This window comes from Corynebacterium sp. Marseille-Q2823, assembly GCF_903645345.1.
In the GTDB taxonomy this organism is placed as follows: Bacteria; Actinomycetota; Actinomycetes; order Mycobacteriales; family Mycobacteriaceae; genus Corynebacterium; species Corynebacterium hiratae.
On the sequence record NZ_CAHJXS010000002.1, the window covers coordinates 104,177 to 120,413 of the forward strand.

Below are 16,237 nucleotides of genomic sequence, written 5' to 3' on the forward strand. Positions count from 1 at the left end.
CAGTGTCTAAGCATACCGTACGCACGGCACCAGCGGAGCGAAGGGGTGCTGGCTACAGCACCTGAAGTTCCTTCGGGTAGGGCGTAATGATCTTCGGCGCACCGGAGGTAATGAAGAGGCTGTCCTCGATACGAACACCGCCCTTGCCCGGAACGTAGATGCCTGGCTCGATGGTCAGCGTCATACCTTCAGCCAACTCGCCCTTCCCGGTCTTTGCTGCGGAGGGGCCTTCGTGCACGTCAAGCCCGATGCCGTGGCCGGTGGAGTGGACGAAGTACTCGCCATAGCCGGCCTCGGTAATGATATCGCGGCAGGCCGCGTCGACGTCGACAAGCTTCGCGCCCGGCACCGCAGCCTCGACGCCTGCTTCCTGGGCTCGCAGGACGATGTCGTAGATTTCACGGGCAAAGTCAGTGACCTCACCGATGACAAAGGTGCGTGTGCAGTCGGAGTTAAAACCGCGCAGGTGAGCGCCGAAATCAATCGTGACCAAGTCACCCTTGCGCAGCTCACGGTCATCTGCACCATGGTGCGGCTTAGCGGAGTTTTCGCCGGAGGCCACGATGGTGTCAAAGCTCACGCGCTCCGAACCGAGCATGCGCATGCGGTATTCCAGGTCAGCAGCGACCTGTCGCTCCGTGCGGCCAGCAGCTACCTCACCAGCCTCGATGAGCTCGGTGAGCGCCTGGTTTGCCAAAGCGGCAATTTCTTCCAGTTTCTGGAGTTCAATGTTGTCCTTGACCAGGCGAATCTTCTCAATCACCCCGGTGACGGGTACCAGCGTTACGCCTTCGGGCTTTGCCTTCTCCAGACGCTCGAGCTGTGCGACAGTGACATAGTCCGCCTCGTAGCCAACCCGCAGATCATCGGATGCCTTCTCCAACAGGTGCGGGCCCACATCGCGGCCAAGGCTGGCTTCGATATCCGGGACTTCCTGTGCAATCTGGGTTGTGTAGCGACCATCAGTTGCCATGAGTGCGGAGAGATCTTTGCGGAGCAACAAACCGCCATTCGAGCCGGAAAAACCTGTCAGGTAGCGCACGTGCGTCAAGTGGGTAACAATAATGGCGTCAATACGCTGGCCGGACAGCTCGGTCATAAGCTTACGGCGACGGTTGCTATAACGAGTATCGGCTAATGCCATGAGAGAACCACTCCATTCATTTTCAAGCGATACTCCATGATAGCTAATTTGCCAGTAGGTACCCCAGTGCCGCGACGTAGCCATACGAGCCCAGCCCTGCGATAACACCGCGCGCGAGTGGACTGAGGTAAGAGTGTTGGCGGAAAGCCTCGCGTGCATGCACGTTGGAGAGGTGAACCTCGACGAAACCGGCGCCATCGGCTACCTCCGCCAAGGCATCTCGTAGCGCCACCGACGTGTGGGTAAAGCCGCCTGGGTTGATGATCACGGGCCAGCCTTCGTCGGCGGCTCGATGCACTTGCTCGATGAGTTCACCCTCATGGTTGGACTGGAAGAAGACGATCTCTTCCTCCCCCGCCGCGGCGCGCACTTGGCTTTCGATATCCGCTAGGCTTTCGCTGCCGTAAATCTCCGGCTGGCGCTTCCCCAAACGGTTCAGGTTGGGACCGTTGAGAACGAGGATGGTCATGGTGTGCGCTCCTTAAGCTTTAGGGGGTCAGCTGAAACTCTACGAGGCCAGTTGCGTGTAAGCTGCGCGCAACTCCTCTTCTGTTGCGTCTTCTAGGCGGGTTGTTTGCCCAATACCAGTGAGCGCGACGAAGCGGATGCGACCCTCGCGGTTCTTCTTGTCGTGCCGCATGCCGTCGAGCAACTCCTCGAAGTGGCCCTGCTCATAGGTGGTGGGCAGCCCGATCCGGGTGAGGATGTCTCGGTGGGTGGCAACGAGGCTGGCGTCGATAAGCCCCCGAGCGTGGGACAGGTGCGCAATAAACATCATGCCCACCGCCACAGCACGGCCGTGGCGCCACGAGTAATTTTCGCGGCGTTCCACGGCGTGGCCGAAGGTATGGCCGTAATTAAGGGTTTCGCGCAGACCGGACTCCTTCAAGTCCTGGCCCACCACGTGCGCCTTGACGGCAATGGACCGCTCGATGAGTTCAGGAAGCAGGCCTTCCGGTTTGAGGCAAGCGGCGGGGTCCGCTAGATAGTGCTCGATGATGCGTGGATCGTGGATGAAACCAGTCTTGATGATTTCTGCGGAGCCAGCGATGATCTCGTCTTCGGGCAGCGTGCGCAGGTGATCCAGGTCGACGAAGACTGAATCCGGCTCGTGGAACGCCCCAACGAGGTTCTTTCCTGCGGCTGTGTTGATACCTGTCTTCCCGCCCACGGCAGCATCAACCATCGCCAGCAGCGTCGTCGGAGCCTGAATAACCGGGATGCCGCGCATCCACGTTGCCGCAGCAAAACCCGCCAAATCTGTGACGGCACCGCCACCGAGGCCGATGACTGCATCGCGGCGGCTAAACCCAGCGTCACCGAACACATCCCACAGACGTGCCAACACATCAAGCTGCTTGGCAGCCTCGGCATCGGGAACCTCGACCGGGGTGGCCTCGAGGCCCTGTGCGCTGGCTTGCTCAGCGAGTTTGCGGGCAGCTTGGGACAGCGGCGGCTGGTGGATAATCGCCACCTTCGCCGCACCAATACTGGCGGCGCGCTCAATCATCGCAGCACTGAGACCACTACCAATCGTGACCTCGTAGGGGGATGGTCCGTTAACCGGAATGGTGTGCATGGGAGCGGCTCCTTCAGCAGCGCTAGTAGTCGTCTTCATTAGTCGTCGCGGGGGTGGAGTGACAATAAGCCAGTGTCTTAGAGAGTCTCAAGGAAGCTCAAAATATCGCCCACCACCTGCTGCGGGGAGCGCACGCCTGTGCGTACCTTTAAATCCGCAACCTTGGTGTAGAGCGGCCGTCGCTCCTCCAAGAGTTGGGAATAACGCGCGAGAGGATCCGCCGACTCGAGAATCGGGCGGTTGGTACCCCCCATCGTGCGGGTGACGCCTTCTTCGGGTGTGATGTCGAGGTAGACGACGGTCAGGCTATCGAGCAAGTCCCGCGTCGATTCTGTCAGCACGGCACCGCCACCTAGGCTCACCACCCCGGTGGTAGCCAGCGCCTCGCGCACAACCTCGGCTTCCACTTCGCGGAATTCCGGCTCACCCAGCTCGGAGAAAATCTCGCCGCACTTCTTTCCATAGCGCGCCTCAATGAGGCTATCGGTATCAACAACGTCGCAGTTCAGTGCCCGCGACAGGCGGCGACCAATCGTGGTTTTGCCGGCACCGGGAGGTCCTACAAGGACGACGTGTGGGGAGTTCATGCGTCACCCCACTCCAGTCGGCCTGCCACGTAGTCCTGGTAGGCAGCGATGTTGCGCTTGGTTTCGGCGAGGCTATCGCCGCCGAATTTCTCCAGCACCGCACGCGCGAGAACGAGCGCCACCATCGCCTCTGCCACGACACCGGCAGCCGGTACCGCGCAGACGTCGGAACGTTGGTGAATAGCGGTAGCCGCCCCACCTGTGGCCATGTCGACCGTCTTGAGCGCACGCGGGACCGTGGAAATCGGCTTCATCGCCGCGCGGACGCGCAGCGTCTGGCCGTTGGTCATGCCGCCTTCCAGACCACCAGCGCGGTTAGTCTCACGATCCACGCCATTGTCGGTGCGGACCATTTCATCGTGCGCTTCGCTCCCGCGGCGGCGGGCCTCAGCGAAGCCATCGCCGACCTCGACGCCCTTGATCGCCTGAATCCCCATCAAGGCGGCGGCGAGCTGTGCGTCGAGGCGGTCTTCACCCGAGGTGTGCGAGCCCAAGCCAATCGGCAGGCCTTCCACGATCACCTCGACAATGCCGCCCAGAGTGTCTCCCTGCTTTTTCGCGGTTTCGATTTCTGCGATCATGGACTCTTCCGCCGCCTTATCGCAGGCGCGTACCGGTGAAGCGTCGATAGCCTCAAGGTCCGCGAAGCTAGGATGCGGGCCCTCATACGGTTCTGAGGCACCGATGGAAATGACGTGGGACAGCACCTCGACTCCCAGGGTTTCGCGGAGGAAGTTGCGCGCGACCGTGGCCGCGGCCACACGAGCAGCGGTCTCGCGTGCAGAGGAGCGCTCCAAAATGGGACGGGCCTCCGCGTGATCAAACTTCACCATGCCGGCGAAATCGGCATGCCCCGGGCGAGGACGAGTGAGCGGGGCGCCGCGGCCGGAAGCCATCGCCTTAGCGGTCTCCGGGTCATCGAGATCGAGCGCGTCCGGGGACATGATGGTGGTCCACTTCGGCCACTCCGTGTTGCCGATCATGATGGCAATCGGACTGCCCAGGGTCAGGCCGTGGCGAATGCCACTGAGCAAGGTGAGTTCATCGGCCTCGAACTTCATTCGGGCACCGCGGCCATAGCCGAGGCGGCGGCGAGAGAGCTGGAGAGCGATGTCGTCTTGGGAAACGGGAACCCCGGCGGGCATGTGCTCGATGAGTGCAACGAGTGCCTGGCCGTGAGATTCACCTGCGGTAGTCCAACGAAGCATGCGGACTATTATCACACGCTAGGGGTTCTTTCGGGGGCACTGGGCCGCCTATCACACCGTGTCGGGGCTAAAGAGAACGACGAGTGCTGCGGCAATGATCATGCCGGGGCCGTGCGCGGGTTTCCGATCCTGCGTTATGAATCCCCAGAGCAGCGTGCTCAGCGACGCCCCTACCATCGCGAACGCTACCCCTGGTACTCCCGCCGCATGGGCGGTCACCATGCCCAGTGGCAACGCCAGCTTGAGATCACCCCCGCCCACGCTTCCGGCACGGCTCAGCAATGCAACCAGAATATAAAGCCCCGGCCATAGCAGCCCGGCTGGGTCGAACCACCACAGCGACAGCACGGCGGCAGGCAGGGTCAGATAGTTGGGCAGGCGTTTGAAACGCAGGTCATAAACGATTAAGGCGCACCCCCACGCCAGGAAAAGCACATCCCCCATGACTGCGCAGCCTACCGTGCGGGGTGCTGCCGCGCATGCTGTTGATTAAGGCAGCTTGAGCGCAGCGTTGAGGGCAGCCAGCATCTCCGCCCGCGGCGCGGTGTGCCCAGTAAATTGTTCAAACTGCGAATAAGCCTGGTTGGCCAGCATGATGTGCCCGCCGACGGTCGGATAGCCATCAGCAGCCGCATACACAGTTAACGGGGTGGGCCAGGGATCGTAGATAACGTCGAACACCGGAGCCTTGGCCAACTGGGTCAGATGCTCTTCCACTACGGCGGAGGGAACAGTGGAGACGATGAGGTCCACCGAACGCGCTAACCCCGCGAGATCCTCGCCAAAAGATGCCGAGTGGAGGGAGAGGCCAAGAGCGTCGCCCAGCGGGCGTAGCTCGTCGAGGCGGTCGGAGCGATTGAGCACGGTGACATCGGTGACACCACGCTGGGCTAGTCCCCCCAGGACCGGCCGCGCGGTACCGCCTGCACCGATGAGCAAAGCCGTCGCGGGCTGAGAGGGGCCCAGCAGCTCATCGAGTGCGCCCAGCACGCCTTCCGTATCCGTGTTGTCCGCGCGCCACCCCTCCGCGGTGCGCACCAAGGTATTCGCAGAGCCGATGAGCTTGGCGCGCTCGCTCACGATGTCTGCGCAAGCCAAGGCGTCGAACTTCAATGGCATGGTCACCGAGAAACCTCGGTACTCTTCCCCTACCTCGGCGAGGAAGGCAGCCAAGTCGGTCACCTCGAACCTGGTGTAATCCCAGTCCTTCAGATTCAGCGCATCATAGCCGGCCTTATGGAGGACCGGGGATAACGAATGCTCGATGGGGCTGCCTAAAACTGCGGCGCGCGGCATCCTATTACTGCTCCTCTGCTGGTGGCTCGCCGGCGCCTTCGCGCTGGCTGTCCAGGATGCCAGAGCGCACCGCATCATCGACGTTGGCGAGGTGCTCATCATAGTTGTCGGTAAAGACCGTCGTGCCCTTGTCATCAACCGTGACGAAGAAGAGCCAATTGCCCTCTGCCGGGTTCTCCATAGCCTGGATGGCCTCCTCCGACGGCGAGGCGATCGGGGAATCCGGAAGACCATCCTTCGCATAGGTATTCCACGGGGTCTCGCGGTTACGGTCCTCATCGGTGGTGGCCAGCTCGACGTCCTCGAGCCCGTAGTTCACAGTGGAGTCCAACTCCAAGCGCATCGGCTCGTCGAGGCGGTTGAGGATGACGCGCGCAACCTTGTCGAATTCACCGGCCGGCGACTCACGCTCCACCAGGGATGCTGCGGTCAGAAGCTCATAGGGTTTCAGGCCAATGGCCTGGGCGCGGTCGACAATGTTGGTGTCGTTGTACTTCTTCGTCGAACGAGTGATGAGATCGGTCAGGATCTCCTGGGCATCCATGTTCGGGTCAAGCACGTACTGTCCCGGGGCGATAAGACCCTCAATACGCTTGGGATCCTCGCCGCGGGCACGGACTTCCTCCACAGCCCAGTCCGGCGCACCCAGTTCGGCTGGGTCTACCGTGGCCGCGATCTTCTCTAGTTCCTCGGCGGATACGCAACCACCCTCCTTACAGGAGACCTGCGAGATCAGGGAGTAAATACCAAACCGGACATCGCCCCCCAGTACGTTGACGTCCAGCAACGTCGCTCCGCCGTGCACGTCGAGCAAGTCCACCATGTTGGCGTCATCAAGCAGTGCCTCCACGGCGGATTTGGCGCTCATCTCCTCTTGGAGACGGTAAAACCCGGGCTTGATTTGGCTCGCGCGCGGATTGGAATTGGCCGCCGAAGAGAAAGCCTCAGGCGTCTTCACCACATTCTTTTCTGCTAGCTCAGGTGCCAGTTCTCCCATGGATGAGCCTTCCGGGACCTGAACGAGCTGTGTTACACCATTGCCTTGTCCCTCATAGTCCAAGGTATTGCCCCCTCCCAACAGGCGGAAACCGATGTAGCCGAGGCCGCCGATGATGAGGACAAGGCTGGCAATAAGCACGGCCATGCCGCGCTGGCGGCGCTTGACGTACTGGGGTTCCATCGAGCGTCCGATGCGTGAAGGTTTACGGCTCACGTACTTCGTCTCCTAGGTTTGAAGGGCTGTGGCCGTTCAACGCGAAATGGCGCGCATCCAGCCAGGATTGCAAAATTTCCACCGCGGCCGCTTGGTCGATAACCGAACGGCCGCGTCTCTCTGACACGCCAGAGGCTCGCAGTGCAGATGATGCCACCACTGTGGTGAGGCGCTCATCCACCATGCGGACAGGCGGAGGTGTGTTTATCGTGTCATCTTTTGTCAAGCGGCGGCGGATACGAAACGCGATTTCTTTGGCATGTTTAACACTTGATGAGCCGTTGCCCTTGAGATCACGCGGCAAACCGACTGCCACCTCGACGACGTCATACTCGTGAATAAGCTCAAGCAGTCGGTCGATGTCACCCTTGTCGCGGTCCTTAAAGCCGGTTTCGCGGCGGACGGTCTCGACCGGCATAGCCAGGCGGGCATCCCGATCGGAAACCGCCACGCCGATGCGGACGGTTCCGACGTCGAGACCCAACCGGCGCCCTAGTCCGGGATCGTCTGCTCCTGGCTTATCGGGCTCTACGGCCATGGTGTTCCTCCTGGTCCTGAGAGTCAGCTACTGCTGCACACCTACTCGTGCGCATCCATTAGTGGGTTTCGAGCTCATCACGGACGGCGTCGAAGGCAGCTTGCAGGCCTTCGGCGTTTGCGCCGGAGCCTTGAGCCAAATCGGGCTTACCGCCGCCCTTGCCGTCAACGTAGCCGGAAACCAGCTTAACCAAGTCACCAGCCTTGACACCGCGCTCAATTGCTGCACTGGTGGCACCCACGATGAATGGCAGCTTGCCGCCCTCATTCTCCGATGCCAAGACGACCACACCAGCGACATCACCGAGGCGGTTCTTAATGTCGGAAGCCAGCGTGCGCAGGTCACCGCCGTTCACACCCTTAGGGAGCTTGACGGCCACGATGGTGAAATCGTTGACGGTCTTCGCCGTAGAGATCATGTCCGCAGTCTGGGACATGAGCTGGGCCTTGTGCAGCTCCGCAATCTGCTTCTCTGCGGCCTTGAGCTTCTCCGTCAGCTGTGCGATGCGTTCCGGCAGGTCCTCAGTCTGGACCTTCAGCTCGCGAGACACACCTTCCACCAGGGCTGCTTCCTTGGAGTAGTAACGGAAGGCATCCAAGCCCGAATAGGCCTCGATGCGGCGCGCACCGGAACCCACGGAGGATTCACCAAGGACAGACACTGGACCGATCTCTGCGGTGTTCTTCACGTGCGTACCGCCGCACAGCTCGATGGAGAAGGGCCCTCCCATCTCCACGACGCGGACCTCGGAACCATAGTTCTCACCGAACAGGGCCATCGCGCCCATCTCCTTGGCCTTGTCCAAGGAAGTCTCGATGGTATTGACCGGGAAGTGCTGGTCTACCGCCTGGTTAGTCACCAAAGCGATCTCATCGAGCTGCTCCTGGGTGAGCTGGTCGGTGTAGTTAAAGTCAAAGCGCAAGTAACCCGGTCGGTTCAAGGAGCCAGCCTGGACAGCGGTCGGCCCCAGCACCTGGCGCAGCGCGGCGTGAATGAGGTGCGTGGCGGAGTGCGCCTGCACGGCACCGTGGCGCCACTGCTGGTCTACCTCGGCTGTTACGCCAGTGCCCAGTTCAAGGCCACCAGCGGTCACCGTAGCTTTGTGGACCCACAGCTTCTTACCGATCTTCTGCACGTCATTGACCTCAAGGAGGGTTTCACCGGCAATGATCCGGCCTCGGTCGGCGGTCTGGCCACCGGCTTCGGCGTAGAGCGGCGACTGGTCCAGAATTACCTCGACGGTGTCGCCTGCTTGGACTTCAGAGACCTTCTCGCCATCGCGGACGAGGCCGAGTACCTTGGCCTCGGATTCCAAGGTCTCGTAGCCCGTAAACAGAGTCGGATGGTTATCCACCCACTCGCGGTAGAGCGACAAGTCGGCGTGACCATGCTTCTTAGCCTGGTTATCAGCTTTGGCACGGCGGCGCTGCTCGCCCATGGCGGCATCAAAGCCCTCCATGTCCACGCTAAGGCCAGCTTCTTGGGCCATCTCCAACGTCAAGTCGATGGGGAAACCATAGGTATCGTGCAGTTCAAAAGCCTTCTCACCGGACAGCACCTTCGGGGTGGCCGCGCGGGAGGTGTTCTTTAGCTCGTCGACAGCTTCGTCGAAAAGCTTGGTGCCCGACTCCAGGGTCTTGAGGAAGGCCTTCTCCTCCGCCACGGCGACGCGCAGGATGCGCTCACGGTTCTCCGCAATCTCCGGGTAGGACGGAGTCATGGTGTCCATGATGGTGTTCATGAAGCGTTCCATGGTCTCGCCCTTCGCACCCAGCAGCTTGGCGGAGCGGATGATGCGGCGCAGCAGTCGGCGCAGGATATAGCCACGGCCCTCGTTACCGGGGGTAACGCCATCCAGGATGAGCATCATGCCGGTGCGCGAGTGGTCTGCCACCACGCGGAAGCGGATCAAGTCTTCCTTCGGTGCATCGGGCGTGTATTTCGCCCCGGTGAGTTCCTCGGCAACGTCAATGACCGGGCGCAGCAGATCCGTCTCGTAGACGTTGTCCACGCCCTGCAGGATGCAGGCAACGCGCTCGATGCCCATGCCGGTATCGATGTTCTTCTTAGGCAACGGGCCGAGAATCTCAAAGTTGCCCTTGCCGATGCCTTCGCCGCGCTCGTTCTGCATGAAGACTAGGTTCCAGATCTCCATGTAGCGGTTATCGTCCGCGACGGGGCCACCGTCCTGCCCATATTCCGGACCACGGTCATAGTAAATCTCAGAACACGGACCACACGGTCCGGGGATACCCATGGACCAGTAATTATCCTCCATGCCGAGGCGCTGAATGCGCTCGCGGGGAACACCGATCTTGTTGTGCCAGATATCGGCTGCCTCATCGTCATCGAGGTAGACCGTGACCCACAAACGCTCGGGATCTAGCCCCAAGCCGCCATCCTCTACCGAGTTCGTCAGCAGGTTCCAGGCGTGGGTGATAGCACCCTCTTTGAAGTACTGGCCAAAGGAGAAATTGCCTGCCATCTGGAAGAAGGTGTTGTGGCGGGTGGTGATGCCTACTTCCTCGATATCCAAGGTACGCACGCACTTCTGGATGGAGGTCGCCGTACCGTTAGCAAAAGGCGGGTTCTGCTGGCCCAAGAAGTAGGGCTTGAAGGGAACCATGCCGGCGTTGACGAAGAGCAGGTTCGGGTCATCCAGGATCAGCGACGCGCTGGGGACGGCCTCGTGGCCGGCCTTGACGAAGTGCTGGGTAAAGCGTTCCCGGATCTCATGAGTCTTCACGAGCAAAAGTCCTTCACTGTTGAGAGGTTTCTAGTCAGCGCTCAACTTTACCCGTCCGGTGCTGTGCTTAGCGACGCCGCCCCCGGATGATGTCCCGCAACCTTCCCAAGTACTCGCGCACACGCTTTTCCGCTCCGTGGTCGGTGGGCTGATAATACTCGGCATCGGCCAGCGTCTCCGGCAGATACTGCTGGGCTAGAACACCGCGTGGATCATCATGCGGGTACTGGTAGCCGACGGCGTTACCTAGGCGCTTAGCACCCTCGTAGTGCCCGTCGCGCAAGTGCGGCGGGACGTGTCCGCTCTTACCAGCCCGGACATCGGCCTGAGCAGAATTGATGGCATTAATAACGGAATTCGACTTCGGCGCAGTAGCCAGGTGGATCGTGGCCTGCGCCAGCGGGATGCGTGCCTCGGGCAGGCCGATCAGCGCAGCGGCCTCCGCGGCGGCCACGGCGGTGGGTAGCGCGGTGGGGTCGGCCATCCCAATGTCCTCTGAGGCGTGCACGATGAGCCGGCGCGCGATGAAGCGTGGATCCTCGCCAGCCTCAATCATCCGGGCGAGGTAGTGCAACGCAGCATCGACGTCGGAACCGCGGATGGACTTGATGAACGCGGAAACTACGTCATAGTGCTGGTCGCCGTCACGGTCATAGCGCACCACCGCGCGATTGACGTTGTCTTTGAGAATGTCGACAGTGAGCTCGCCACCATCTGGTACCGCCTCAGCCGCAGCCTCGAGGTAGGTCAGCGTGCGACGCGCATCTCCTCCGGCGAGCAGCACCAGTTGGTCCAGAGCGTCTTCCGTTGCGGTGATTCGCCCGGCTAAGCCGCGCTCGCTCGTCAGCGCTCGCTCGGCGAGAGTGCGCAGGGAGGCGTCGTCAAGCGGCTCCAAGTGCAGCAACAGCGAACGCGAGAGCAGCGGCGCCACCACGGAAAAGGAAGGATTTTCGGTGGTGGCTGCCACGAGCAGCACCGTCCGGTTTTCCACCGCAGCCAGCAATGCGTCCTGCTGGGTTTTGGAAAAGCGGTGCACCTCATCGATAAAGAGCACTGTGCGGCGGCCCTCAATCAGCTCGCGGCGAGCATGCGTGATGACTTCCCGTACCTGCTTGACGCCGGAGTCGAGGGCGGACAGGCCGATGAAGTTATCCCCCAGAGAGGACGCGATCAGCGAAGCCAGGGTCGTTTTTCCGGTGCCTGGCGGGCCGTACAGGATGACGGAGGCCTCGCCGGAACCCTCGACGAGGCGGCGCAACGGAGTCCCGGGTTCCAGAAGGTGCTTTTGCCCCACTACTTCGTCGAGGCTTTGCGGCCGCATGCGTGCGGCCAGCGGTGCCCCCGAATGAGTCGCAAAAATATCGGGGCCACCCGGCAGGCTTGGCGCTGATTGGTCGTCGCCGAAGAGTGACTCCTGCGCCATCAGGACTCCCGGAGGCGGGAGGCCACAGCGCGACCGAAAGTGGCGACAGTCGAGCACCCATCGTGCTTGCACTGCGCGGCAAAGCGTGAGAGCGCTTCGAAAGTTTCGTAAAGGTCGCGCCGAATCAAGAGCTCATCCTCGCTGAACGGGCCGTGATCGGAGCGGCGCAGCAGCGAGCGACGCGGGTCACGATAAATCTCGGCGTTACCCTCCGCCAGTGCTACTACCCCTTCAATCCCACCGGCATACATGGTGGTCACGCTCGACAAAGCCCAACCAATGAGACAAGCGACTATCAGCTCATGCAGTGTTTTCTCATCCGCCAGCTGCGGCCACACGTCGACGACCCGGCGCTGCCAGGCTTGGATGAAGACGTCCGCCTCAGAATCCGTAATCGGGCGGCTGAAGAGGAACTGTGGGAAGCCGGCGACAACGCAGGCTACATCAAAGCCCACGTTGCGAAAACCGGCCCACTCATAATCCAGGAAGGTCAGTGTTGTCCCCACGATGATGTTGTCTGGGGACAGATCGAAGGGCGTAAAAGCGCGGTTGCGGCCAGAACTAAAGCTCTGCATGGCGGTGCGGGCTAGTTCGCGGACGTGCTCTGGTGGCTCCAGTCCTGCTTCGCTGAGGATGTCCGCACCGATCAGGATGGAGCTTTTCAGAGACTCATCCCGCAGGGCTTGGTGCTCGGCGTATTCGGGATGCCGGCGCAACTGCCGGTTCAGCAGAGCCTCGTAATCCTCTTCGCGCCCAGCCGTGCCCGCGTGCATTTTGCCCAGCGCGCCGCCCAGGGACCTGAGCAGCTCTCCGCGTTCTTCGTCATTGCTGCGGGCAAGAGTGTCCGCCAGGGTGTCGCCATCGCCGGCGTCAGACAGCACCAAGATGCGCTTCTCGACGTCGTGTGCGAGCAGTACTGGGCCTGGGCGAACCTCTTCGGACAACGCTGTGGTGAACTGATAGGCCACCACCTCACGCAGAAGGGCGGCGTCATCAATGGTGTGCCCGGTGACTGGGTTGTACTTGATGACCACCGAACGATGCGGGAAAAAGGCACTCGGTGACGTGCGGGCACGAAGCACCACGGCGTTGCCCGAACCAGTGAGTTGCTCGACGTCACTAAGCTCAGGCTCCCCGCCAAAGCGGCGCGAGAGCATCTGTGAGGCTTCCGCCACCACGGCATCCGCCACAGATTTTTTCTTGGACTCGTGTCCCATCGGATTCACTTGCTTGCCTGCTTCCACATATCGAAGGCCCAACTACATCACCGAGTTGAGCGACCTAGGACTCCTTCCCTGCCTTGTCGCCCTGAGCGGCCTTGGCTGCCTTCTCCGGCTTGAAATCCACGCCGGTCTCCTTGCGCTGCTCGGCAGGAATGGTGCCCGGAGCATCGGTCAATGGATCCACGCCGCCACCGGACTTCGGGAAGGCGATGACGTCACGAATGGAGTCGAAACCGCCCAGCAGGGAGACAATGCGGTCCCAACCGAACGCGATACCACCGTGCGGCGGGGCACCAAACTGGAAAGCGTCGAGCAGGAAGCCGAACTTTTCCTGTGCTTCTTCCTCACCGATGCCCATAACGTCGAAGACACGCTTCTGCACGTCCTGGTCGTGGATACGGATAGATCCGCCGCCGATCTCGTTGCCGTTGCAGACGATGTCGTAGGCGTAGGCCAGCGCCTCACCCGGGTTCTCGTCGAAGTTGTCCAGATACTCCGGCTTCGGCGAAGTGAAGGCGTGGTGTACCGCAGTCCACTTGGAGTGGCCCAGAGCCACGTCGCCGGAGGCGGTGGCATCAGCGGCAGGCTCGAACAGTGGTGCGTCCACAACCCAGGTGAAGGCCCAGTCGCCGTCCTTGATGAGATCCAGCTTCTTTGCAATCTCGCCGCGTGCTGCACCCAGAAGAGCGCGAGAAGACTTGGTGTCACCAGCCGCGAAGAAGATGGCGTCACCCGGCTTGGCGCCGACGTGCTCAGCAATGCCCTCGCGCTCGGCATCAGTAATGTTCTTGGCCACTGGGCCGCCCAAGGTGCCGTCCTCAGCGATGGTGATGTAAGCCAGGCCCTTCGCACCGCGCTGCTTTGCCCATTCCTGCCACGCATCGAACTGACGGCGCGGCTGGGAAGCTCCGCCTTCCATGACGACGGCGCCAACGTACTCGTTCTGGAACACGCGGAAAGTGGTGTCCTTGAAGAACTCGGTGCATTCCACGATCTTGATGTCGAAGCGCAGGTCCGGCTTATCGGAACCGTAGTACTTCATAGCGTCTGCGTAGGTCATGCGCGGAATCGGTGTCTTGATCTCGTAGCCGATGAGCTTCCACAGGGCGGAGATGATTTCTTCCGCGAGAGCGATCACATCGTCCTGATCAACGAAGGACATCTCGACGTCGAGCTGTGTAAACTCCGGCTGACGGTCCGCGCGGAAGTCCTCATCGCGGTAGCAGCGAGCGATTTGGTAGTAACGCTCCATGCCGGCCACCATGAGCAGCTGCTTAAACAGCTGCGGCGACTGCGGGAGTGCGTACCAGCTGCCCGGCTTGAGGCGGGCGGGCACGAGGAAGTCACGAGCGCCCTCCGGGGTGGAACGGGTCAGGGTCGGGGTTTCGATTTCAGTGAAATCATGGCTATCCAGGACCTGGCGAGCGGCGCGGTTAGCTGCCGAGCGCAGGCGCAGAGCCTCGTGCTGGCGCTCCCGACGCAGATCGAGGTAGCGGTACTTCAGACGAGTCTCTTCGCCGACCTCACCGGAGGAAGAAGGATCATCGATCTGGAATGGCAGCGCTGCAGACTTGTTGAGCACTTCCAGATCCGTAACGTTGACCTCAATCTCACCGGAAGCCAGGTTCGCGTTAGCGGAACCCTCTGGACGGGGCTCCACCACGCCGGTGACCTTAACGCAGTACTCGGAGCGCAGATCGTGGGCGCGCTCAGCCACCTCGGATTCACGGAAAACCACCTGGGCAACGCCGGAGCGATCACGCAGGTCAATGAAGATAACACCGCCGTGGTCGCGACGGCGCGCCACCCAACCCGTCAGGGTGACGGTCTCCCCCGCCATCTCTTTGCGCAGTTCGCCTGCCAAATGTGTACGCAGCACTCTCGTTCAATCCCTTCTCATCGTTGACGCTCGCACCCACACACGCCACGCGTAGACAGCACGCGCCGAGGGATGCAAGAACTTGAACGGCCCAAGTCTACCGCCCGCACCAGACTTGCTCAGCGCTGGGGTAAACACCGAGCGCCGCCGAACGTCGAGCACTGGTACCCCCGCTTGACGCAGCTCCCCTCATCACACGCACATCACCGCCCGCATATGGCAAAATCTGGACCATGACTTTCAAATCTGGCGCCAACTTTGATGGCAAGCGAGCAAGCTCCGGCGGCGGGGGCCGCGGCGGCATGATCGCTACCGGCGGCGGCATTGGCTCCCTCCTCCTCATTGGCCTCTATCTCTTGCTTGGCGGCGATCTTGGTGACATCACCGAAAGCAGCCCTCAGCCCGACCAAACCCAGGTCGGCCCAGAGGAAAGCGGAGAGGATGCCTTCGCACACTGCCAAACTGCCGAGGACGGCAATAAGTACGACGACTGCCGCGTCATGTTCGCCGCCCAGTCCGTCGACAAGGTCTGGGCCCAGCAGCTGCCGGATCAGGCAGGCATCGAGTACGTCGAACCCGGCCGCGTCATCTTTAACAACACCACTATGTCCGGCTGTGGCCAAGCCTCCGGCGCCACCGGGCCGTTCTACTGCCCGGCCGATGAGTCCGCCTATTTCGACACCGCGTTCTTCGATCAGCTCCGCAACTTCGGTGGGGATAATGCACCTCTGGCACAGATGTATATCGTCGCCCACGAATTTGGCCACCACATTCAGAAGCTAGAGGGCACACTCAGCTTGTCCAATTACAACGAACCCGGCGAGGACTCCAACGCAGTGAAGATTGAGCTGCAAGCGGATTGCTATGCCGGACTGTGGGCACACTACGCCGACAAGGGTGAGGATGCTTTGCTCGAAACGATCACCGAACAGCAGGTCACCGACGCCGTCAACACTGCCCGCGCCGTGGGCGACGACAACATCCAGCGCCGCTCTGGCGGCGAGGTACGCCCCGATACCTGGACACACGGCTCCTCTGAGGACCGAGCACAATCCTTCCTCGCCGGATATAACAGCGGAAAGATGGAGCAGTGCGACACTTTGGGTCGAGGCGTATATAAGTCTTAATACCGAGCGTCAAAAATGTTGGTGTGTCCACCGAAAGGCCACACCACCCCCAAATGTGCCACAAAATGTGCAGATTAAATCCAAATACATGAGGTGTTTACCTGCCGGCAATCTTGATGCTTTACCCTGATCAAGTTCCCGCCGGTTCGTGGTGGGATCCGCTCTGTCTTTAAAAACATAAAAGAACTGTGCGTGATGTCATCACCTGCACCGCAGCAGGTACGTTAATCCCCATCATTATTGACGCTTTTACCTTGCCCGCGGCAGCCCGCGC

At 61.2% G+C, this 16,237-nt stretch carries 14 protein-coding genes; 1 reads left to right on the forward strand and 13 read right to left on the reverse strand.

Translation table 11 applies throughout. From position 1 onward, the window contains the following. Positions 1–52: 52 nt before the first annotated feature. The 13 genes from HWX44_RS02415 to aspS all read right to left on the reverse strand — a co-directional run bounded on the left by HWX44_RS02415 (position 53) and on the right by aspS (position 14,836). The gene (locus tag HWX44_RS02415; protein ID WP_070516956.1) at positions 53–1,144 is read right to left on the reverse strand and encodes a M24 family metallopeptidase; all 1,092 of its coding nucleotides are present in this window, start codon (positions 1,142–1,144) and stop codon (positions 53–55) included. Positions 1,145–1,187: 43 nt separating this feature from the next. Further along, complete coding sequence (gene aroQ, locus HWX44_RS02420) at positions 1,188–1,613, reverse strand: type II 3-dehydroquinate dehydratase (RefSeq protein WP_070516954.1); 426 nt, start codon at positions 1,611–1,613, stop codon at positions 1,188–1,190. A gap of 39 nt (positions 1,614–1,652) precedes the next feature. Beyond that, positions 1,653–2,723: a 3-dehydroquinate synthase gene (gene aroB, locus HWX44_RS02425; protein WP_175973040.1), complete on the reverse strand. Its 1,071-nt coding sequence runs from the start codon at positions 2,721–2,723 to the stop codon at positions 1,653–1,655. A gap of 77 nt (positions 2,724–2,800) precedes the next feature. Continuing rightward, entirely contained in the window at positions 2,801–3,310 is a 510-nt protein-coding gene (locus HWX44_RS02430) for a shikimate kinase (protein WP_049154582.1), read from the reverse strand. Continuing rightward, entirely contained in the window at positions 3,307–4,518 is a 1,212-nt protein-coding gene (gene aroC, locus HWX44_RS02435; RefSeq protein ID WP_070513255.1) for a chorismate synthase, read from the reverse strand. Before aroC ends, HWX44_RS02430 begins: the two co-directional genes overlap by 4 nt. 51 nt (positions 4,519–4,569) lie before the next feature. Continuing rightward, positions 4,570–4,962 (reverse strand): prepilin peptidase, encoded by a 393-nt coding sequence (locus HWX44_RS02440; protein WP_070513254.1) that lies wholly within the window; start codon positions 4,960–4,962, stop codon positions 4,570–4,572. Positions 4,963–5,007: 45 nt separating this feature from the next. Continuing rightward, on the reverse strand, positions 5,008–5,814 hold the full coding sequence (locus HWX44_RS02445; RefSeq protein WP_175973042.1) for a shikimate dehydrogenase: 807 nt from the start codon (positions 5,812–5,814) through the stop codon (positions 5,008–5,010). A 4-nt stretch (positions 5,815–5,818) separates the two neighbouring features. Continuing rightward, positions 5,819–6,994 carry an endolytic transglycosylase MltG gene (mltG, locus tag HWX44_RS02450; RefSeq protein ID WP_070513327.1) on the reverse strand — a complete coding sequence of 392 codons (1,176 nt, stop codon included), beginning with the start codon at positions 6,992–6,994 and terminating at the stop codon, positions 5,819–5,821. A gap of 22 nt (positions 6,995–7,016) precedes the next feature. Continuing rightward, positions 7,017–7,565: a Holliday junction resolvase RuvX gene (ruvX, locus tag HWX44_RS02455; protein WP_175973044.1), complete on the reverse strand. Its 549-nt coding sequence runs from the start codon at positions 7,563–7,565 to the stop codon at positions 7,017–7,019. A gap of 58 nt (positions 7,566–7,623) precedes the next feature. After that, a complete protein-coding gene (alaS, locus tag HWX44_RS02460; protein WP_175973046.1) occupies positions 7,624–10,311 on the reverse strand; it encodes an alanine--tRNA ligase in 2,688 nt (895 codons plus the stop codon). A gap of 67 nt (positions 10,312–10,378) precedes the next feature. Continuing rightward, the gene (locus HWX44_RS02465; protein WP_175973048.1) at positions 10,379–11,734 is read right to left on the reverse strand and encodes a replication-associated recombination protein A; all 1,356 of its coding nucleotides are present in this window, start codon (positions 11,732–11,734) and stop codon (positions 10,379–10,381) included. Continuing rightward, positions 11,734–12,951, reverse strand: coding sequence for a phosphotransferase family protein (locus tag HWX44_RS02470; RefSeq protein ID WP_175973248.1), 1,218 nt, complete (start codon positions 12,949–12,951; stop codon positions 11,734–11,736). Before HWX44_RS02470 ends, HWX44_RS02465 begins: the two co-directional genes overlap by 1 nt. 64 nt (positions 12,952–13,015) lie before the next feature. Continuing rightward, positions 13,016–14,836: an aspartate--tRNA ligase gene (gene aspS / locus HWX44_RS02475; RefSeq protein ID WP_049154574.1), complete on the reverse strand. Its 1,821-nt coding sequence runs from the start codon at positions 14,834–14,836 to the stop codon at positions 13,016–13,018. 233 nt (positions 14,837–15,069) lie between these two features. On the opposite strand from aspS, the gene ypfJ reads away from it, so the two are divergent. Continuing rightward, a complete protein-coding gene (gene ypfJ, locus HWX44_RS02480) occupies positions 15,070–15,963 on the forward strand; it encodes a KPN_02809 family neutral zinc metallopeptidase (RefSeq protein ID WP_049154573.1) in 894 nt (297 codons plus the stop codon). Positions 15,964–16,237: the final 274 nt, after the last annotated feature.